The 21881-nt window shown below is 38.6% G+C and carries 18 protein-coding genes and 1 tRNA gene; 11 read left to right on the plus strand and 8 right to left on the minus strand.

The annotated features are described in order from the left end of the window. Positions 1 to 64: 64 nt before the first annotated feature. A complete protein-coding gene (locus tag AC0UMU_RS08235) occupies positions 65 to 754 on the minus strand; it encodes an SIR2 family NAD-dependent protein deacylase (RefSeq protein ID WP_278714322.1) in 690 nt (229 codons plus the stop codon). Positions 755 to 1001: 247 nt separating this feature from the next. On the opposite strand from AC0UMU_RS08235, the gene AC0UMU_RS08240 reads away from it, so the two are divergent. The 4 genes from AC0UMU_RS08240 to AC0UMU_RS08255 all read left to right on the plus strand — a co-directional run bounded on the left by AC0UMU_RS08240 (position 1002) and on the right by AC0UMU_RS08255 (position 3905). Continuing rightward, a complete protein-coding gene (locus tag AC0UMU_RS08240) occupies positions 1002 to 1586 on the plus strand; it encodes a BamJ family beta-barrel-assembly machinery protein (protein ID WP_009318149.1) in 585 nt (194 codons plus the stop codon). Between the two features lie 17 nt (positions 1587 to 1603). Continuing rightward, positions 1604 to 2461 carry an FKBP-type peptidyl-prolyl cis-trans isomerase N-terminal domain-containing protein gene (locus AC0UMU_RS08245; protein WP_278583495.1) on the plus strand — a complete coding sequence of 286 codons (858 nt, stop codon included), beginning with the start codon at positions 1604 to 1606 and terminating at the stop codon, positions 2459 to 2461. Between the two features lie 101 nt (positions 2462 to 2562). Next, complete coding sequence (locus AC0UMU_RS08250) at positions 2563 to 3309, plus strand: BamJ family beta-barrel-assembly machinery protein (protein WP_278714325.1); 747 nt, start codon at positions 2563 to 2565, stop codon at positions 3307 to 3309. A 125-nt stretch (positions 3310 to 3434) separates the two neighbouring features. After that, the gene (locus AC0UMU_RS08255; protein ID WP_278714327.1) at positions 3435 to 3905 is read left to right on the plus strand and encodes an Lrp/AsnC family transcriptional regulator; all 471 of its coding nucleotides are present in this window, start codon (positions 3435 to 3437) and stop codon (positions 3903 to 3905) included. A gap of 11 nt (positions 3906 to 3916) precedes the next feature. On the opposite strand, the gene AC0UMU_RS08260 is transcribed toward AC0UMU_RS08255, so the two are convergent. Together AC0UMU_RS08260 and AC0UMU_RS08265 are read right to left on the minus strand one after the other, a co-directional pair. Beyond that, entirely contained in the window at positions 3917 to 4864 is a 948-nt protein-coding gene (locus AC0UMU_RS08260) for a bifunctional riboflavin kinase/FAD synthetase (protein ID WP_122304705.1), read from the minus strand. Positions 4865 to 4872: 8 nt separating this feature from the next. After that, complete coding sequence (locus tag AC0UMU_RS08265; RefSeq protein WP_122304706.1) at positions 4873 to 5487, minus strand: HAD family hydrolase; 615 nt, start codon at positions 5485 to 5487, stop codon at positions 4873 to 4875. Positions 5488 to 5835: 348 nt separating this feature from the next. Here AC0UMU_RS08265 and AC0UMU_RS08270 point away from each other — a divergent pair. From AC0UMU_RS08270 to AC0UMU_RS08290, 5 genes are all read left to right on the plus strand, one after another. After that, a tRNA-Ile gene (locus AC0UMU_RS08270) sits at positions 5836 to 5909 on the plus strand. A gap of 249 nt (positions 5910 to 6158) precedes the next feature. Then, positions 6159 to 7112 (plus strand): hypothetical protein, encoded by a 954-nt coding sequence (locus tag AC0UMU_RS08275; RefSeq protein WP_278714329.1) that lies wholly within the window; start codon positions 6159 to 6161, stop codon positions 7110 to 7112. Between the two features lie 13 nt (positions 7113 to 7125). Further along, positions 7126 to 8706 (plus strand): C25 family cysteine peptidase, encoded by a 1581-nt coding sequence (locus tag AC0UMU_RS08280; RefSeq protein WP_278714330.1) that lies wholly within the window; start codon positions 7126 to 7128, stop codon positions 8704 to 8706. 337 nt (positions 8707 to 9043) lie between these two features. Then, complete coding sequence (locus AC0UMU_RS08285; RefSeq protein WP_278714331.1) at positions 9044 to 11305, plus strand: GH92 family glycosyl hydrolase; 2262 nt, start codon at positions 9044 to 9046, stop codon at positions 11303 to 11305. 189 nt (positions 11306 to 11494) lie between these two features. Continuing rightward, a complete protein-coding gene (locus AC0UMU_RS08290) occupies positions 11495 to 13267 on the plus strand; it encodes a family 43 glycosylhydrolase (RefSeq protein WP_278714332.1) in 1773 nt (590 codons plus the stop codon). Positions 13268 to 13420: 153 nt separating this feature from the next. On the opposite strand, the gene AC0UMU_RS08295 is transcribed toward AC0UMU_RS08290, so the two are convergent. From AC0UMU_RS08295 to AC0UMU_RS08315, 5 genes are all read right to left on the minus strand, one after another. Further along, the gene (locus AC0UMU_RS08295; RefSeq protein WP_022390276.1) at positions 13421 to 13888 is read right to left on the minus strand and encodes a flavodoxin family protein; all 468 of its coding nucleotides are present in this window, start codon (positions 13886 to 13888) and stop codon (positions 13421 to 13423) included. Positions 13889 to 13993: 105 nt separating this feature from the next. Continuing rightward, positions 13994 to 14869: a TlpA family protein disulfide reductase gene (locus AC0UMU_RS08300; protein ID WP_022602977.1), complete on the minus strand. Its 876-nt coding sequence runs from the start codon at positions 14867 to 14869 to the stop codon at positions 13994 to 13996. Positions 14870 to 14875: 6 nt separating this feature from the next. Beyond that, a complete protein-coding gene (locus AC0UMU_RS08305; RefSeq protein ID WP_278714334.1) occupies positions 14876 to 17857 on the minus strand; it encodes a serine hydrolase domain-containing protein in 2982 nt (993 codons plus the stop codon). 12 nt (positions 17858 to 17869) lie between these two features. Continuing rightward, complete coding sequence (locus AC0UMU_RS08310; protein WP_022602980.1) at positions 17870 to 18631, minus strand: 5'-nucleotidase C-terminal domain-containing protein; 762 nt, start codon at positions 18629 to 18631, stop codon at positions 17870 to 17872. 9 nt (positions 18632 to 18640) lie between these two features. Beyond that, complete coding sequence (locus tag AC0UMU_RS08315; protein ID WP_022390272.1) at positions 18641 to 19483, minus strand: bifunctional metallophosphatase/5'-nucleotidase; 843 nt, start codon at positions 19481 to 19483, stop codon at positions 18641 to 18643. A gap of 271 nt (positions 19484 to 19754) precedes the next feature. Between AC0UMU_RS08315 and rplS the strand changes: the two genes are divergently transcribed. Together rplS and gpmI are read left to right on the plus strand one after the other, a co-directional pair. Then, positions 19755 to 20102 carry a 50S ribosomal protein L19 gene (gene rplS, locus AC0UMU_RS08320; RefSeq protein WP_009318129.1) on the plus strand — a complete coding sequence of 116 codons (348 nt, stop codon included), beginning with the start codon at positions 19755 to 19757 and terminating at the stop codon, positions 20100 to 20102. Between the two features lie 259 nt (positions 20103 to 20361). After that, positions 20362 to 21879 (plus strand): 2,3-bisphosphoglycerate-independent phosphoglycerate mutase, encoded by a 1518-nt coding sequence (gpmI, locus tag AC0UMU_RS08325; RefSeq protein WP_022390271.1) that lies wholly within the window; start codon positions 20362 to 20364, stop codon positions 21877 to 21879. The last annotated feature ends 2 nt before the right edge of the window (positions 21880 to 21881 follow it).

Here is a 21881-nt window from a genome sequence, read left to right on the forward strand (position 1 = left end):
TAAAAGGGCGGCATGACAAAAAAAAGAAGGCATCCTTTTTAGACACCTTCTTTTTTACTTTTTATTATTTTTTTAGTATCTTGATCAATTCTCTCATTCCTTCGGAAGCTCCTTTTCGAATAAAATGGCTTACTCGTCCCGAAGGATCGTGAACATCATTTGGATCAATCAGGTATATGGGGACGTTTGCTCGGACATAATTCAACAGTCCTGCAGCCGGATATACGTTTAAAGAAGTTCCGATGATAACAAAAATGTCGGCTTCTGACACTAACTCTATTGCCGGTTCTATCATGGGGACTGCTTCTCCGAACCATACGATGTGCGGACGTAGTTGTCCTCCGTCCTCCGCCTTGTCTCCAAGGTGAATTTCACACTGTTCAGGTGTGAGTGTGTAAATTAGTTTTTCATTTCGTACCGAACGGACTTTCATGAGTTCTCCGTGTAAATGTATTACGTGAGAACTGCCTGCACGTTCGTGTAAATTATCAACATTTTGAGTGATAATATGTACTTCATAATCCGATTCCAGTTCTGCTAATTTTTTATGACCTGCATTGGGCTCGGATTTAATGAGGGTTTTTCGTAGTCCGTTATAAAAATCAAGAACTAGTTCTGGATTACGATACCAACCTTCAGGTGTCGCGACATCCTCGACGCGGTGGTTTTCCCAAAGTCCATTACTACTCCGAAATGTTGATAATCCGCTTTCGGCACTCATGCCGGCACCGGTTAATACGATCAGCTTTTTCATTTTAGATCTCTCTTTTTAGCATGATAACGTTTATTTTCTTAAAATATTTGTTCAACAAAATATGTCACCTGAGTGTTATACATTTTACTTTTAAACGATTATGCTGTTTATTAGTTGCAAATTTATGTTTTTTTTTAATAGAAAATAAAAGAACTATACAATAAAAACTCTATCTTCGCCCGGTAATTAAAAACCGGATGGAGATACGGGAGGTTAAGAAAACTTCCGTTAAAAACAACAATTATATATGGATAAATTAAGCTATGCACTGGGGCTGAGTATGGGTAACAATTTTAAAAGCTCAGGTATCCAGACTCTTTCGGTTACGGATTTTGCTAATGGAGTAAAAGCTGTATATGAAGGTGAGAAACCCGAAATGACTTATGACGAAGCAAAACAGGTGATTAATGATTTCTTTACGCAGATGCAGCGAGAAGTTAATGATCGTAACCGAGCAGAAGGAGAGGCATTTTTGGCTGAAAATAAAAAGAAATCCGGAGTGGTGGTTTTACCGAGCGGATTACAGTATGAAGTGTTGACCGAAGGTAAAGGAAAGAAACCTGCTGCAACAGATCGGGTACAATGCCATTATCATGGGACATTGATAAATGGAGAAGTGTTTGATAGTTCTATTGAACGAGGAGAACCTGCGGTTTTTGGTGTAAGTCAGGTAATACCGGGTTGGGTAGAGGCTTTGCAGTTGATGCCGGAAGGCTCTAAATGGAGGCTATTTATACCTTCTGATCTGGCCTATGGAGAGAATGGTGCGGGAGGCAAGATTGCCCCTAATTCTACTTTAATATTTGATGTTGAACTATTAAAAGTATTATAAATAATATCACAAACACAATGAAAAAAACAGTCTTATGTTCAGTCTTGGCTGCAGGTTTAGTAGCTATGGGACTTACTTCTTGTAATAAAAAAAGTGGTGCTGCTTTAGCAGACGGTGTGGACAGTCTCAGTTATGCTTTTGGTGTACTGAATGGTACGGATTTGGCTATGGGATTGAAGCAATATCCTAAAAAAGTGGATATAGATCAGTTTATCAGAGGTATGCAGTCTACCGTAAATTCGGACAGTGCGAAATTTTCTTATGAATTTGGAGCAGCTATCGGTTCGAATATGAAACAACAGATCGAACAGATGGGAAAACAAGGCATCGAGATGAATAAAGAAGAAATCTTGTCAGCATTATTTGCTACATTAAAAGAAGATTCTACTTTAATTTCAAGAGCTCAAGCTGAAGAAGTTTTCCGTAACGGAATGCAAGCTATACAACTAAAAAAACAAAAAGAAGAAGCTGAAAAGTTAGCGAATACTCCTGAAGCAAAAAAGAATAAAGCCGATGGGGAAGCTTTCTTGGCAAAAAAAGCAAAAGAAGCAGGTGTGCAAAAAACAGCTTCAGGTCTATTGTATAAAGTAATTAAAGAAGGTAAGGGTGAAAAACCTGTTGAAAATGATAAAGTAACCGTAAGCTATAAAGGTACTTTGATCGACGGTACTCAATTTGATGCCAGTGAGAAAGTCCCGATGTCTGTAGGACAATTGGTTCCGGGATTTAACGAAGCGCTGATGTTGATGACTCCGGGTTCGAAATATGAAGTGTATATTCCTGCAGATTTGGCTTATGGAACGAATCCTAATCCTCGTATTCCGGTTAATTCTACATTGATTTTCGAAATCGAATTACTGAGCGTTGATAAATAAGCTTTGATAATATAGGGTAAAAAAGAGGACTGAGCGAAATGTTCGGTTCTCTTTTTCTTTTCAGAAAGAAACAAGCTTTAGGATAATATACACAAAATAGAATGAAAACATTGAATTTTTTGTTGGTCGCATTGTTGATAATTTCAGTAGTACCTGTACAAGCAAGGCGAAAGGCTTCCAAAAAACAGCAAAAGGAACAGGTACAGTTACCGGCAAAGGTAGATAGTATCAGTTATGCTTTTGGTATAGATGCCGGGAACGGAATTAAGGCTGCATTTAAAGATATTAAAGAACGAAGTGACCTTGAGTTGAAGCCGGAAATTTTCGTACAGGCGTTCAATAATGTTTTATTGAATGATTCTGCAGTATTTACAAAAGAGGAAGCAGCCGATATTTTGAATAAATTCGGGGCGGAGATGCAGCGTATTGCCCGAGAAAAACAGAAGATTGCAGCAGAAAAGAATCTCGCAGAGGGAAAAGCCTTTTTGGCGGCCAAGGCTTCTGAGGCCGGTGTGCAGAAAACCGAGAGCGGGCTATTGTATGTAGTAGAAAAGCAAGGAACAGGAGAAAAGCCGACTCTGAATGATAGAGTAAAAGTGCATTATACAGGAAAATTGATAAGCGGGAAAAAATTTGATAGCTCTTATGATCGTCAACAGCCGCTCGAATTGTCTGTCGGAGGAGTTATTGCCGGTTGGCAAGAAGGTTTGCAATTGATGCCGGTGGGGTCTAAATATATTTTTTATATTCCGTCTGAGTTGGGATATGGAGAACGTGGAGCAGGAAAAGATATTCCTGCAAATTCGGCGTTGATATTTGAAGTAGAATTGCTTGAGATAATTCATTAGAAGGGAGAAATGTAACACAATGAAAAAATGTAGCTTTCTTTTTGCTGATTTCTTATAATATTTCAAGGTTTATTCAATAATAAACCTTACTTTTGCTGTCAAAATGATTTGCTATAGCTTTTAATATGGAAAAGATAGATAACCTTGACAGGCAGATATTAGAAATTATTATGCGCAATGCGCGTATTCCGTCTAAGGACGTGGCTGCAGAATGCGGAGTGTCACGAGCAGCGATTCATCAACGTATCCAGAGAATGATCGATATGAATGTAATTGTCGGGTCTGGATACCATGTAAACCCTAAAATACTCGGATATCGTACATGTACTTATATCGGAGTAAGATTGGAAAAAGGTTCTATGTATAAAGATGTAGTTCCTGAATTGGAGAAAATTCCCGAAGTTGTGGAATGCCATTTTACGACCGGTCCATATACGATGTTGTGTAAACTTTATGCTCGGGATAATGAGCATCTTATGGAATTATTGAATGGTCGCATTCAGGAGATTCCGGGGGTTACGGCTACTGAAACGTTGATTTCTTTGGAACAAAGTATGAACCGAGAGATTCCTATTCGAAAGAGGAATGACGAATAAGGTATAATATCTTAATACGAAATAGAAGAGTTAAGGAGTATGTTCATAGCATGCTCCTTATCTTTTTGTAATTGATCGGTCAATTCTTTCAATCCGTTCATTTTTTTTTCAGAACGGAGACGGGCTATAAATTGTATTTCGATATACTGCTCATATAGGTTGCCTGAAAAGTCGAATAGATGGGCTTCTATGCATATCTCTCCATCGGAATGCACGGTAGGACGGTTACCGATATTTACCATTCCATTATAGTGATATTTCCTGTTTACTATGATTCTGACGGCATATACTCCGTTTGCCGGGATTATTTTGTGCAGGTTGTTGATGGCTATATTAGCAGTGGGAAAACCTATTTTTCTACCGATTTGGTATCCCGAAATGACATATCCTTGCAGTGCATACGGATGGTTTAATAACAGAGCTGCTTCAGATACATTTCCTTCGTTAATTAATTTACGGATTACGGAAGAACTTACATTTATATGTTTTTCCCCCGGCATATACATTTTTGCCTGTAGAACATCTATTCCCAATATTTTCCCATATTTTGCATAGTCATCGAATCCCTCGCTCCTATTGTGACCGAAACGGTGATCATATCCAATGAAAAGACATTTCAAAGAATAGTTATCTATTAAAAATTCAATAAATTCAAATGCGGACATTTGAGACATTTCAACCGTAAAGTCGAGAACAATACAATAATCCAGTCCGGTTTCAGAAAGATTATTGATTTTTTCCTCGAAAGTATTGATCAGTTGAGGACAGTAATCGCTATGTAATACCTCTCGGGGATGGTTACGAAATGTTATCACAGCTGATGACATGCCCCGGCTTTGAGCTGTAGAAATAATATTGGAGATCAAAGACCGGTGCCCGGAGTGTACTCCATCGAAAAAACCGATTCCGGCAACTATACCGGTTTCGATAATAGTATGGGGTTGTTCTATGATCTGCATTTGTAATTTTATAAACCGAAAATAAATGAAAAATCTTCTCGGGGAGCAACTAAATAGGTTTGAAATCCGAATTTACGGGCAGCATCGATATTCTTTTGCGAGTCGTCGAGAAACAACGTCTCTTGTGGTAATATTCCGGAATCAGCAATGATCTTTTCAAAAATTTTCGGAGAGGGTTTTGTTACACCGAGTTGATATGATAAATATAATTTATCGAAATAATCAGGAATATTTAGCCCTTGTATCCGGAATAATTCGGGAATTCGGCTTTCGAACATAATAGGGTTTGTATTGCTGAGCATAAAAAGCCGATAAGATTTATGCAGTTGACGTAATAATGTCAGTTTTTGTTCCGGTATCCCTACAAGAAAACGGTTGAATGCTTCATCGATTTGTTGGTCTGTGATTGCCTCACCGATATGTTTCCGGACTTCATCCCGAAATTCGGTTGCAGAAATAGTCCCGTCTTCCAAGTCCATGAACATTCCTTTTTGTTCGTATTCTCCCAGATATTCAGTAATATCCGAAAATCCCAGATCTTCGAATGCTTCGATACATTTTTGTTTATCGAGATCCATTAGAACACCGCCTAAGTCAAAGATGATAGTCTTGATATTTTTCATTATACCGGTAAATTTATTGATCAAATGACGCACAAAAATAAACAAACTTTGTCTATGAGGTACGAAACGTTTCTCTATTAACGTTTATTTCCAATATTCGAGAGGATAATGATAGAAGTTTCTCATTTGTCAGCATGTCGGGTATCAATCTTTTTGATAGTCTGAATTTAAGATGTGAATAGGAGAAGGTGTTTCTCAGGATATTTCTGAATGGAAGGTAAAGTTTATCTGATTTTTGGTGGTAATTGGGGTGTGAATGCAGATACTTGATGTAAAAAACAAAAAATAATTTTGGTGATTCGAAAAAAAAAATTACTTTTGCAATCACTTTCGGGAATGCTCCGAATCGGTCCTATAGCTCAGTTGGTTAGAGCATCTGACTCATAATCAGGGGGTCCTTGGTTCAAGCCCAAGTGGGACCACATTTATAGTTTAAATCGTCTGTTAGATTTATATCTAATAGACGATTTTTTTATATATCAGATGTCTGATAGTGAATTGGTAAAAAATATTTTAGATCAATATGTAATTTTGTTTTTAATATTTTATTATTTCATTGATATTTATTTCATTTGCATAAATGAATAGTATATTTCTGACGTTTTTTCTTTTGTAAAGAACTTCTGATAAGAAATTTTTCCTTTTTATCGATTGTATTAATAAAACATGATATGCGCAAGATATTGCTTTTATCTTTGTTATTTATACTCCCCTTTTGTGCTTATGCACAATTTGGGTTGATTTCAAATGCTGTTTCTAAATCAAAACAAAAGAAGATCGCCAAACAAAAAACTTTACTCATACAGCGTTATTTGCAGCTCGATACTGAGAATAAAAAGTATCATGAAAATAAGGATGTCGCTCTTAATAATATCTCGGACGATTTATTTTTGTTGGGGATAATAGATAACGGATGGGATATTTCTTATTATCAGCGAGAGAGAGATGCTTATGATAAATATCAAAAGGTTAGGGAATCAGAGAAAAAAAAGAAGCTTGTTCTGGAGAAGGCCCGTCAGGATAGTTTGAAAAAAGCCCGAATTGCTTTAGGGGAACTTCAACGCAAGGAGCGATTGTTGCGTCAAGATAGTATTAATAAAATAGCGGCACAAAAAGCCGATAATCTTGCTTTGGTAGAAAACCCCTATCTTTATTTGAGCCGGGCAATGGAAGACGTTGCTCCACATAGACAATTTACAGTTTTTTATGGCATCGATCTTGATTTTGCAATGCCTCGTCTGTCTATGTTTTTGCAAGGAGACCTGATGAAACTGACTCCGGTTGATTTTAAAGCTGTTCAATTGGGGGTTATGGAGAAATACGAACCCCGTATTTCAACGGAAAAAGAGTATTTAAATGTGAGGGATTATATAAAAAAAGAGGGTAAGCATAATAATATAACTCGTTGTGAGATTGTCGGTACTGCGGATTTGGCGGTCCGGCTTTATATCCATTTTTGGCCTCAAAAGTTAAAACTCGGAGGCTATAAACAAGGGGAAATTGCACATTATGAATATTTAGGAGACCGTGTTTCTTTATATGGTATATCTCCGAATATATATAAAATCATAATTACTTCAGGTAATGTGAAAATAGATTATTATAAAAATTTCCACATTAAATAAAATAGGAGAGAGTATGAGACAAGTAAGATTTTTGATTTGTTGTGTATTTTTATGGGGGATGTCTTGTTTATTACATGCCCAAATGTTGGTGGTATGTGCACCGGAATATATGGAAGAGATGAAACCTTTTGTAACATGGAAGATACAGAAAGGAATTCCGACGCAAATGGTGTCTATGTCGGAGATCGGAGAAACATATGAGGATTTAGGGGATTATGTGAAAAATTATTATCAGACGCATCATAATCGTTATCTTTTGTTGGTTGGAGACGCAAATCAGGTACCGATCAATTATCTTCCGGGTTATGACGTAACGCCGTTTACACCTTATACCGATGCTGAATACGGATATGTTTCCGGGACATATCCCCCTGAGGTTTTAGTCGGGCGTCTTTCTGCGGAAACGGCAGATGATGTCAAAGTCCAAGTCGAGAAGATTATCTTTTATGAGAAGAATGTGGATGAGAACGCATCCTGGCTTTCGCAATGTGTAGGTATTGCAGATCCTTCAGCTACGGATAAAGGGGACAATGACGAGACGGATATTCAGCATATCCGTCAAGTGAATTCGATTTTGGAGCAATATGGTTATACGGCGCATGAGACAAGTACGAAAAAAGAGCTGACGGATTTGTTGAATGCAGGTTGCGGAATTGTGAATTATGCGGGACATGGCTTTATGTCGGGGTGGGCTACTTCGGACTTTTCGGTTTCGGATGTAGCGGCATTGTCTAATGAAGGAAAATTTCCTGTAATTATTTCGACCGGATGTGATAATGGAAAATTCGCTACCGGGACTTGTTTTTCCGAATCGTTTTTGCGGGCTCGTAATAGTGCTGGAGATCCGATAGGGGCGGTTGGAATGTTGGGATTTTCAGCTCAGGTTACTTGGAATCCACCGATGTTGGGACAAGATGAAATGGTCAGAATCATGACTTCTCCGGATATTCCCGATTCCCGGAAAACTTTTGGCGAAGTTGCGAATGAAGCATATCGGAAAGTGATTGAAAAATATAGAGGCAGTGGAGAAGATGCTGCAAAAGAGTGGATATTGTTCGGAGATCCGAGTATGGTGTTGCGCACCCGTACTCCCGGGAAAATGGTTGTTTCTCATATAGAGGCGGCAGATAATGGAATTACGTCTTTATCTGTCAGTTGTGATAAAGATGGTGCTGTCGTAGCTTTGTCAGAAGGGAATAATTTATTGGCTGTGCAGACTGTTGAAAAGGGGAAAGCCATGCTTGATTTTCCGGCGGTAACCGGAGATAAGATATTGACTGTTACGGTGACCGCTTTTGATAAGGTTACTTATATGGGTCAAGTTGTTATCGGAGATGGTTCTGGTTTAGAAGTTGCTGATAGTGATGCTTCTGTGACGATCTATCCAAATCCTTCACGGGGAGAAATTCGTATAGACGGATTATCTGCTTCTTCAGCTTTTATTTCAATATATTCTTTAGACGGAAGCCTTATAAGAAAAGCCGAAGTCGATCCAAATACTTCTATTCCTTTGAATGTAGAGCCGGGTACTTATTTTTTACATTTGCAAAGTGACGGAAGATATATTGTCCGTCGTATTTTAGTAACGGAATGAAAATGATGTAGCTATTGTTTGACTATAAGAAATTCAAGAGCCTGCCTAAACTTTCTAATAAGATTTAGGCAGGCTCTTGAATTTTTGATTATTATATGCTTAATTGATCTAAAGTGAATATTTTTATTTTTTGAAACAGGGAAGTATCAGTAACCCACTTAATTTCTTTTTCCGGGGAAAAAAATTCTCTATTATGTTTTTTCTAATTGATACGTTAAGTCTATTTTACGAAATTATTAATTATGTGCGTCTATCTTTGTTTTTGTAATCGTGTAAAAGGTGTCTGCATATAAAGCACATTACAGTAACTGTATATCAAAAACAAAAATAGTTGTACATGAAAACAAAAATGTTGTTCGCTGCTGCACTTGCCGGTGCGGTCTTTTTTTCTTGTAAAGAGCAAAAAGCTCCCGTAGAAGAGCTTTATAGCCGAGTTGACCCGTATATAGGTGCGGGAGGTCATGGGCATGTATTTGTCGGAGCTAGTGTTCCGTTCGGTGCAGTACAGGCCGGTCCTAATAATATTCATAAAGGTTGGGACTGGTGTTCTGGATACCACTATTCTGACAGCATTATTATCGGATTTTCTCAAACTCATCTGAATGGAACAGGCTGCTCCGATATGGGGGATATACAGTTGATGCCTTATCCGGGAGATGTGAAGATAGATCGGGGAGAGCAAGATAATATCGAGGGAGCTTATGCTTCTACTTACAGTCATAGCAATGAAAAAGTAGAGCCGGCTTATTATTCGTTATTGATGGATAATGGCGTAAAGGCTGAATTGACGGCTACCGCGCATGCCGCAATGCATCGTTATACTTTCCCTATCGACCAAAAGGCAAATATTATGATTAATTTGGTAGAAGGTAATGGAGATCGGGCAGATTCTACTTATATAAAGCTGGTAGATCGTAATACGATAGAAGGATATCGTTTTTCTAAAGGATGGAGTCCCAGACATAAAATCTTTTTTGCAATTAAAAGTAATGTCCCTGTAGATCAGTTAGCAGTTTTTGATAATGATCAACCGGTTGAGGAAGAAGAAGGATATGGGTTGATTAAAGGTGTCGCTCGTTTTGAAAAAGCACCATCAAATGTTGTTTGGAAAATCGGGATTTCATCGGTAAGTTGTGCAAATGCTATGGAAAATCTGGATGCAGAGATGCCGTCTTTCGATTTTGATAGTGTTGTTATTGCCGGTAAAAAACTGTGGGAACAAGAACTTTCACGAATTGCGATTAAAACGTCGAACGAAAGATATAAGAAAATTTTCTATACCTCCCTTTATCATACGGCTATTGCTCCTACGAGATACAGTGATGTAAACGGAGATTTTCGGGGACATGATGATAAAATATACAGAAATGTGCCTTATACCAATTATTCGACACTTTCTTTATGGGACACTTATCGTGCGTTGAATCCGTTGTTTACGATTATTCATCCGCAAATGATTCCGGATATTGTAAATTCGATGTTGGGTATTTACGATCAGCAAGGACGTCTTCCTATTTGGCCGTTGGCAGGAGGAGAGACGAATTGTATGCCGGGTTACAGCGCTATTCCGGTTATTGCAGATGTCTATTTAAAAGGGTTCGATGGCTTTGATCCCGAACGGGCTTTTGATGCATGTGTCAAATCAGCTACTAATCCGAATCAAAAGGGTATTTCTTTCTTGATGAATCGTCGTTATATCCCTTGTGATTCTGTTCATGAAGCCCCCTCTTTTGCCATGGAATATGCTGTCGGTGACTGGGGTATTGCTCAAATGGCAAAACGTATGGGAAAACAATCTGATTATCGTGTTTTTGCCGAACGGGCTAACTATTTTGAAAATTATTTTGATAGTTCTATCGGGTTTATTCGTCCCAAAATGGCTGACGGAAGTTGGCGGACTCCTTATGATCCGTTCATTAATGTTCATGGACGGGGAGATTTCTGTGAAGGAAACGGTTGGCAATATACTTTCTTTGTCCCTCAAAATCCGGAAGGGTTGATCTTGTTGTTTGGCGGAGATGAAGGCTTTACAAAAAAATTAGATGAATTTTATGTCGCAGAGGGAGATCTCGGAGAGTATGCCGCTCCTGATATTTCGGGATTGATCGGACAGTATGCGCATGGAAATGAGCCGAGTCATCATGTCGCTTACCTTTATGCGTTTGCTGGACAACAGTGGAAAACTGCTGAAAAGGTACGCTATATTATGGATCATTTCTATACAGATCAGCCGGACGGAATTATTGGAAATGAGGACTGCGGTCAAATGTCAGCTTGGTATATACTCTCTTCTATGGGTTTTTATCAAGTGAATCCGTGTAACGGTGTGTTTGTATTCGGAAGTCCTTTGTTTGACGAGGTGTCGATCACGCTGCCTGAAGATAAAACATTTATTGTAGAAGCGATAAATAACGGTCCGGAAAATATTTATATACAAAAAGTCGAATTGAATGGAAAACCTTATTCTCGTAGCTATATCCTTTATCAGGATATTATGAAAGGTGGAAAACTGACTTTTTATATGGGAGATAAGCCGAATTATGATTTTGGAACAGCAAAAGAAGATCGACCTGTTTCTTTAATTTTCGATAAAGAGTAGAAATCCGGTTAATATTAGGAATATAGAACAAAGGCTGTCGCAAAATAGAAATCTGCGGCAGCCTTTGTTCTATATTTTAATCGAAAAATGTAGGTTATCGATTTGTTAATCGATTATTAAGTGCCAGTTATAAGAGTGGTTAATATTCTGCATTTACCTTTGTCTTGTAATCGTTTTAATTTATATATCATGAAAAGAATTTCATTGTTGCTATTTGTCCTTTTGGGGTTTTCTATTTTGGTTGAGGCTCAGAAGACGATTTGTAATCCGCTCGATCTGAGTTATGGTTGCGGAGGTAAAGATGCCAATAAGCCTTATAGAGAGTGTGCCGACCCGGTTATTGTGACGTTTAAGGGGAAGTATTATTTGTTTACGACTCAAGATCGGGGAGGGTATCGTATGTCGGACGATCTTATTCACTGGAAAGATATGGAGTTCAGCGATAATGTCCGTAAAGATGCGATTGCTGACGGAACGCACTATGTTGCGCCCGCTGTGGCTGCTGATAGTAATTATGTGTATTTTTTCGATTTCAACGGAAAACGAAGTCCGGGATTGATAATCCGATCTTCAGACCCTTCTACCGGGAAATGGGAACCTTTCGGGAAAATCCGTATGTCGGCAGATCCTCATTTTTGGATAGAGAACGGGAAAATATATGTATATAACGGTTTAGGAGGCCCGGGAGAATGTTTTGAATATGATATGCAGAAAAAGGAGGTTATCCCTCAATCGCAAAGTATATTGCGTCCTCGTATAACAAATATGGATACATGCGCCGGGTATCATTTCGGACAACATGAATTGGCTCGGGAGTTGGAGGCCGGGAAGTTGAAATATAATTTCAAACGGCAGCCCTGTCCTGAAGGCAGTTGGATGGTAAAACATGATGGGAAATATTACCTCCAATATGCAACACCCGGGACAGCATCCCAATGGTATTGTGATTTTGTGTTGGTAGGAGATAACCCGAAAGGACCTTTTGTAGAACAGCCTTATAATCCTATCTCGTTGAATGTCGGGGGATTTATGGGAAGTGCCGGGCATAGTTGTGTCTTTCAGGATAAATATGAAAACTGGTGGCAGGTTTCTACGATGTGGGTAGGTAAATATACCGGATTCGAACGTCGGGTCGGCTTATTTCCTGTGAAGTTTGATAAAGAAGGGCGAATGAAAGTATATACTCGCTTCGGAGAATATCCCTCATATATCCCGCAAAAGAAGTTCGATCCTGATAAAATCAATTGGACAGGTTGGAATCTTTTGTCCAAAGATAAGGAATGTACTGCTTCCTCGTTTGAAAAGGGAAAAGAACCTTCCAAAGCTGCCGATGAGGACATTCGTACATGGTGGGCTGCTCGGTATAAGAAACCGAATGAATGGTTATGTATGAATTTGGGAGGAGTAAAGACCGTGCGGGCGATACAGGTCAATTTTACCGAAATAGAGATCGATAAAAATTTAAAAGATGCCGATGATTATAATTTATATAAGTTATATGTATCGAAAGATGGGAAAAATTGGACATTGTTGATCGATAAGAGTAAAGAAAAAGCTTATACGCATGATTATATAGAATTGGAAAAACCGGTAAAAGTCGCGTATATCAAAATAGAAAGTATTTATAGTGCTAAAAACGGAAAGTTTGCCTTGTCTGATTTACGGGTTTTTGGAGAGGGCAACGGAAAGTTACCGAAGCGGCCGGGAAATGTTTCTGTGTTACGGGATGGAAAGGATGATCGTTATGCTACTGTAAAATGGAATAAATCTCAGAATGCTGAAGGATATATCGTACAATTCGGATATCGTAAGGATTTCTTGAATCAGACGATTCGGGTGAAAGATAAAGACAAGACGTCTTTAGATATTCATATTCTCATACCCGGACAAAAGTACTATTATCGGGTGGATGCATATAATGAAAACGGAGTGGTTGAGGGACGGAATATTGTGGCGGATTGATATGGAAAACTTGTTCGTTTTTTTCGATAAAAAATGCCTGTGCGAAATGTAAATAGATTTTAAAGGAGATTCTGAAAGTCCGATTTAAAGAGATAAACACCGTGTCTGTTTAGGCTCGGCGTTTGTCTCTTTATCAACTATGTTGTGACTTTTCTATAAATGAGCATTCGGATTATAGTTCATTTCTTGGGTTGCCTCTTTGACCTCTTCAGTTGTTGTCTTTTCGTTATCTGCTTTATCTATAGCCATTCCGGCATATTTTTCACTGGGAGCAATGCATTTGTTGATATATTCTGCACCACTGCCTTTCAACTTATCTCTGAATGTTTTTGCCGGACAAATATTGAGGCTCTCATCATAGCCGACTAATGCGATCTTTTTTGATTTGAGATCTGATTTTTTTAATAAGATGACAGCGTTCTTCCATTCGTCAGACAACTCTCCGGCTTGCCAGTTGGGAGATACGAAAACAAGGGTATCATAATTTTTTAGTTTTTCCTTTGTCATCGATATAAGAGGGAAAGTGTCGGACTGTTTGACATCCCATTTTTCAGAAGCCTCTTTAATCGTATTTCCTCTTTTTTCGATATGTGAGTCATAAAATATTGCAGTTTTTCCCATAAACTATATTTGTTTTTTGATTTATCGTTTATGTCAAAACAACTCATCGGTACAAAAGGTTTTTCTCTGTCGGGTTTCCGTAGCAATATTTATAGAAAATAGTATTTAATTTTCTGCCGACAACTGTTCTGTTAAGAATGTTTTAACTTCTTCTATCTCTATGTCTTTCGATATTATGCGTCTTTCGGAGTCCAGAATGTAGAAAGACGGGGAGAGCGGAGTGTCATAAAAATTATCATATCGGGATATATCCCTATCAGGATCCCATAGATTTGTCCAGTCTTGTAGTTTATGTTTCTGTATGAAAGAGCGCCATAAATTTATATCATCAGAGATATTGAATGCAACAATACTCAGTTCTTTCGGTGTATATTTTTTGTAAAGTTTATGCAGAGAAGGGATTGCTTCTTTGCAGTGAGTGCAGTCGGGATCATAGAAACAGATAATCATATATTTCCCGGAGAGATCTTTTAAATTTAATGTATCGCCTTGTGGTGTTAAGGCTGTGAAAAGAACGGCTTTTTCTCCGATCAGGCAGTGTTTTTTTAATTTTACGGTATATTTTAACCGTTCTATCCATCCCGGATCTTCATTTCCGAACGGTTGTTTTAAATAATACCGCTCTGCCAGTTTTACCCAAACGTTTTCCATCCACGGTATTTGACTGTCGATTGCCCGGTAGAATAAAAAATCCAGAGTCCATTGCTTTGCTTTATCGGATGAGCAGTTGTCTATCAACCGACAGCTTACATTGAATATTGTGTCAGGTTGTTGATAAATAACCGAATCCATGAAATATGCAAGCCGGTGAGAAAAGTCCGGAATATTGAAATCTTTATGATTCAAAAAATCTATGAATGTTTTTATATTATCTTGAGACACTGAGTATTTGTCAGAGGTTTTATTCTTTCCATTTGCTTTCGGAACAAGTAAGGAAAAAAATAAACAGATAAAAAATCCGACATAAGAAATCTTTTTCATATCCTGTTAATCTTTTATGGACTGATATATGACCGATTGTATGCGAGGACGAATATTCAGGGACATTAGAGCCGTATTCCAACGATGAGCATAGACCCGATTGCTTAAAAATATAAAAATCAAATCATTTTCCGGATCAACCCAAAATGCTGTTCCCGTATAACCTGTATGTCCATAAACACATTCCGGAGCTTCTTCGCAGGTCGGGCTTTTTTTCGTGTTTTGCATATCCGGCTTGTCGAAGCCCAATCCTCTTCGGCTATTGGGACTTTTGGTTTGAGTAAAAAGTTTAACCGAATTTTCAGTTAAGATACGTTTGCCGCCGTAAACTCCTTTGTTGAGCATCATTTGCAGTATTTTTGCCATATCGGTCGAATTGGAAAACAATCCCGCATTTCCACTTACACCTCCAAGAAAACAAGCCAGTTCGTCATGAGGATATCCGATCATAATCTGTTTTCGTAAAAACTCATCGTTTTCGGTGGGTGCGATTTCTGATCTGTTTATTTTCAATAATGGTCGGAAAGTGGTTCTGTTGGCTCCTAAAGGTGCAAAAAAGTTTGTCATCAAATATTTATCAATACTTTCTCCTGTAATGTTTTCCACCGCTTTCTGAAGCAGGACGAAATTGAGATCGCTATATCGGTATTTCTTATTTTCGAACGGTTTTATTTGGTAGATAGCATTTAGAATAGTATCCTTTAATGCCGGAGATGCAAATAAATTTTCAGCGATAGGGATAGTAAAATCTTTTTCTTTGACCGAAGAGAATAAGTCCGGACGAAGTTTGCTGTCTTTATGGGCGAATAATTTTTTCTCAACCTGAATCCGGTAATTGATGTCTCGGCTACCTTTATATAGGGGGGCTTTACCCGGAAGAGTATCTGTCAGCAGCTTTGCGATAGGAATACCCGAAGGTAATCCGGTTTCGTGGAACAGGACTTTGCGAATTGTAATGTTCGGAGAGAATGTTTTCCGGATTTCCGGAATATAACGGCTGATTCCGCTGTTGATGTTGATTTGGTTTTTATCGTTTAACAACATGATTGCCGGGACTGTTGCGATTGCTTTGGTTATCGATGCGACATCATAAACATCTTCGGACCTTACCGGATGGGTATGGGCGTAGTCGAAATAACCGAAAGTACAGTCATAAACGATCTTCCCTTTTCTGGCAACCAGAATTTGGCATCCGGGAAAAGCCTTTTGTTGAATACCTTCTTTTATTATGGTATCGATTTTTTGTAAGATACGGCTGTCCATTCCGGCTTCTTCAGGAGTGGCATATCCTAAGCGGGTTATCGGAGTTTTCAAGCCTTCTCCCATAGCATATAAACCCTGTATGTTAACCGGCAATTTACCTTTTGCTTCTATACCTCCGAATAATAGTTCGGCTGCATATTCTTGAGCTAACGGAGTGCTTTCGTAAGCCATTATTACGGCTTCTGCATCGGGTAATATGTCTTTATATGCATTTAAAGCATAAGGAGATACGAAAAAGACAAGGATCGGGCGTTTCCCTTTGCAAGCTCGTTTTACGAGTTCGATATTTTCCTTTTTTTCAGAATATATACCGATGATTATCGTATTATATTTTGATAGTTGCTGAATTGTTTCGTTGGTTAATGCCGGTTTCATACCTGCATATAGTAGTGAAGGGGTGACCTCTGCATAATTTTGAAGCATGTTTTGGAAAGAGGTTTTAGCTTTCACACCTACCGAGACAGCTCCGAATGTCCGTTTTTCGAGATCTGAAAAAGGGATCGTATTATTCTTATTTTCTAATAGAGTCACTGAACGGGCGAAGAGCTGGCGAGTGATTCGTTCGGCATTAGGATTGTTAAGCTCTTCGATAAGGTTTTCCGTTTTGATCGGTCGGTATTGGTTCAATCTGAGTATATATTTGTAACGCAATACTTTAAGACATTTCTCCTCAATTATCTGGTGAGATATTTCATTATTTTCCAACGCTTTTTCTAACCGTTCGATTTGAGTTCCCGGAATAATCGGTTTTAACAATATGTCATTTCCGGCTAACAATGCGGTAAGAGCTTGATCGGGATAAGACGATGCTCCTTTCATTTCTAAAGCGTCAGTAAAAGTCAATCCCCGGAATCTGAGTTTTTGTTGTAATAAGGTATCGACGATAACCGGAGAAAGAGAGGCCGGTAACTCTGTCGTACTGTCTAATGCCGGAATAAGCAGATGTCCGGTCATCATTCCGGATAATCCGGCATCGATATAATGTTTAAAAGGCAATAGTTCGTTTTTTTCAAGATGTATTTTGCTGTGATTGACGACCGGAAGTGTGTGGTGAGAATCTTCGGACGTATCGCCGTGCCCGGGAAAATGTTTTCCGACAGCCATGATCCCTTCGCTTTCGAGACCTTTGGCGTATGCGATTGCTTTACGGGCTACCTGTTCCGGATTTTCACCGAATGATCGCCTTCCGATTACCGGATTCTGCGGATTGGTATTGACATCGAGTACCGGAGCGAAATTTACTTGTATTCCCATTCTGCGACATTGACGTCCCATTTCTTTGCCGTAAGCATAAATAAGGCTGTCGTTGCGGATTGCCCCCAATGTCATATTGATCGGGAATTTTGTCGTATTCTTTAACCGCATGGCAAGTCCCCACTCACCGTCCATCGTGATCATGAGCGGAATTTTTGCCAGAGATTGGGCGTAATTGGTTAATTCCGCTTGTTTTTGTACATCCCCGCTTGTAAATAACAGACCTCCGACCTTGTATTCTTCAACATATTTGCGTATCAGTTCTTTGTTCTTTGCAGATGTGTTGACATCGACTGCCAACACAAAAAGTTGCCCGATACGTTCTTTTACGCTCATTGAGTCGAAAACCGAATCTACCCAATGCTCCATTCTTTGGGAATCTGCTTTTTTATAAAGATCAGGTTCCCGTTTTGCTTGTACGGGAAGTATAAAAAACAATATAAAAAGAATTGGCAATATTCGGTCTTTCATTGATTTGTTTTTTTATTTTTCTTGAATGAGCCTGTTGTCTAACGAGGCTTTCAGTTTTTCTCCTTTAGCCGTTTTGTCTGCTATATATTGCAACATGACGTCTCTCAACCGCAAATCCAAATCGGTGCGTGACACTGAATTTTTAAACGGGATCAGTTCATCGTTGCCATTGGCTATGTAATCGATTGTAGCTATTGTATATAATCGGGAATCATCGATTTTTTCTCCGTTGATTTTTAGTCCGTATGCTTTCCCGTCTTTCCCGATTTTTACTTCTACCTGTTTGCTTACTCCTTCACCTCCGCGACGGGCTATGATATCAAAAAGATCTTTTACATCTTTTCCTTTCAGAGTAATTACGGAAATGCTGTTTTCGAACGGGAAAATACTGAATATATTTCCGACCGTAATATCTCCTTCAGGTAAAGATGTGCGTATTCCGCCTATATTCATGACTCCGAAATCACATTTCTTTCCGGTATTTTTTTCTGCAGTTTCCACTAACAAATCGGAAGTGAAATTCGACAGACAGCTCTGAGGACGTTCTACGTCCATTGCTATTTCCGATTGTCCGATTACACGGGATGTGATACTGTCGACTTTTGTTTTGTAAATATTTATAATTTCGGCAACTGACGCATCGGGGGAAGCATCGAGCCTTTCTGTTACGGGAATGGTATATCCTTTGCTTTCTATGACTGTATAATGAGTCGCAGTACAAGCTGTGATAGTGTATAAAACGACTCCGACGATAATATATTTCAATGTATTCATAAATTCTTTTTATTCTTTTTCAACGGTTAACTCTATGATTCCGACGTTCAGACCGCTTTTGCCGGTTTGCCCGATAATAACATCTTTTCCTAATTTATTTTTTACTTTTTTGGCCACAGGCAATAAAGTATGCGTATGTCCGCCGATAATAACATCTATATTTTCGCTTTGTTCTGCTAATTTGATGTCATCAGGCACGTTTCCCGGCTCTTCAAAACCTATATGTGACAAGATGACAATGACGTTTACCCCTTTTTCTTTTAATTGTGCCGCTACTTTATTGGCTGTCTCGATAGGATCATGGAAGATGATGCCTTTAAAGTTTTTGGCTTCGATAAGACTTTCTGGATTTACCCCTAACCCTATAAAACCGACCGTAATGCCATCTATTTCTTTGATGACGTATGGTTTTATTTGAGAAGCCAGAGCCGTTTTGCTGACGTCGTAATTTGCATTTATAATATCGAATTTTGCAAGAGAATACATTTGTGCGAGGGCTTCTACTCCGTTGTCGAATTCGTGATTTCCTATCGTCCCTATTTCATAGCCTAAAGCGTTCATCAGTTCTATCTCGGGTTTCCCTTTGAAAAAATTAAAATAAGGGGTACCTTGGACGCAATCTCCGGCATCGACTAAAAAAACGTTTTTTTCGACATTACGAACACTATCTATAAGAGCCTTTCTTCTTAAAATTCCTCCCATGTCCGGGTCTTTAGAAGCTGATTTTGATGTCGGCTCTATCTGACTATGAGTGTCATTTGTGTGTATAAATACAATTTTTTTAGTTTCCGCCTGTAATGTCAACGTGATGAAGCTCAAAAAAAAGAAAGCGGATAGAATTTTTGTTCGCATGATTTTATTGTTCCTTTTGTTTTATTCTGATGACTTTCATTGCGAAAATAACAAACTTTATCGGGGCTGTGAAACCCAATACCGTTATTAACGTTTATTTGTTGTTAAGGAAGTTTGCTTGTTCGGTATTTCCGTTTGCAAAAAAAATCCCTTTGATTTGGTTATCTGGCAAATAAATTGTTACTTTGCACCGCTTTTCGTAATCTCTGGCAGGAGAAGAGTACCCTGTTACATTACGTTTCAATACAAACATTTTAAATAGCTATTAAAAATGGATCTGATTAAAGTTGCAGAAGAGGCGTTTGCTACCGGAAAACAACACCCGAAATTCAAGAGCGGGGATACGATTACCGTAGCATACCGTATCAAAGAAGGTAACAAAGAACGTATACAGTTGTATCGTGGCGTTGTTATCCGTATCTCAGGACACGGTGATAAAAAGCGTTTTACAGTTCGCAAAATGTCTGAGAATGTGGGAGTGGAAAGAATTTTCCCGATCGAATCTCCGTTTATCGACAGTATTACTGTAAATAAAATCGGTAAAGTGCGTCGTGCTAAATTGTATTATTTGCGTGCGCTTACCGGAAAGAAAGCCAGAATCAAAGAAAAGAGAGTGTAATTATTCTCAAGAAAGGCTATATAAAAACCGCTTCGGAAATACGAGGCGGTTTTTATTTTGTATTAGTCGTGGTTTGAGCAAAATTGAGGATTTTTGAGTAATTCAAAATTTTCATAAAATCATTTTTGTCCCGTTTTTAGATAAAATTTTAAGCAGGAATAATAACATATAACAATTTTCTGTGTATAAAAATATTTTCGTTTTTCGTACCTTTGTGTCGCATTCAGAAAACAGGTTATAATTATAAAACAGATACACAATGAAAAAGAAGGCGTTTCTTATGATTTTGGATGGCTGGGGTATCGGCGATCATGCGAAAGATGATGTTATTTTCAATACTCCGACACCTTATTGGGACTATTTATTGGCGACTTATCCTAATTCCCAATTGCAGGCTTCCGGTGAAAATGTAGGTTTGCCCGATGGACAAATGGGAAATTCGGAAGTCGGTCATCTTAATATCGGCGCGGGACGTGTCGTATATCAAGATTTGGTAAAGATCAATAGAGCTTGTGCAGATAATAGTATTTTGAAAAATCCTGAAATTATTTCTGCTTTTTCATATGCAAAAGAAAAAGGGAAGAATATTCATTTTATGGGATTGACTTCTGATGGAGGAGTACATAGTTCTCTCGATCATCTTTTTAAACTTTGTGATATAGCCAAAGAATATAATCTCGAGAATGTATTTATCCATTGTTTTATGGATGGCAGGGATACCGATCCGAAAAGCGGTGAAGGCTTTATAAAACAACTTTATGCTCATTGTGAAAAGAGTGCCGGAAAAATAGCGTCTATTATCGGACGTTATTATGCTATGGACCGGGATAAACGCTGGGAACGTGTTAAAGAGGCTTATGACTTATTGGTAAACGGAGTAGGTAAAAAGGCCGATTGTATGGTGAAAGCTATGCAAGAATCTTATGATGAGGGAGTAACCGATGAGTTTGTTAAGCCGATTGTCAATGCGAATTTTGACGGGACGATCAAAGAGGGAGATGTGGTTATATTTTTCAATTATCGGAATGACCGGGCAAAAGAGTTGACCGTTGTTCTTACTCAACAGGATATGCCGGAATTCGGGATGCATACGATTCCTAATCTGCAATACTATTGTATGACTCCGTATGACGCATCTTTCAAGGGTGTACATATCTTGTTCGATAAAGAAAATGTGGTAAATACATTAGGCGAATTTTTAGCTTCGAAGGGACTGAAGCAGCTTCATATTGCCGAAACGGAAAAATATGCACATGTAACATTCTTCTTTAACGGAGGGCGTGAAACTCCGTTCGATAACGAGGACCGCATTTTAGTACCTTCGCCGAAAGTTGCTACTTACGATTTAAAACCGGAGATGAGTGTTTACGAAGTAAAAGATAAACTCGTAGCAGCAATAAATGAAGATAAGTATGATTTTATCGTCGTGAATTATGCAAATGGCGATATGGTAGGACATACCGGAGTATATGAAGCTATCGAGAAAGCTGTCGTTGCTGTAGATGCTTGTGTAAAAGACGCTATCGAAGCAGCTAAGGCAAACGGATATGAAGCTATTATTATTGCTGATCATGGAAATGCAGACCATGCTTTGAATAGTGATGGCACGCCGAATACGGCACATTCCTTGAATCCTGTTCCGTTTGTATATGTGACGGAAAACAAGTCTGCGAAAGTGGAAAACGGAATTTTGGCAGATGTAGCTCCTTCGATTTGTCATATTTTGGGAATTGTTCCTCCTGCCGAAATGACGGGTAAGTGCTTGATTAACGATTAAAA

The sequence above is a fragment of the Coprobacter fastidiosus genome (genome assembly GCF_982245605.1).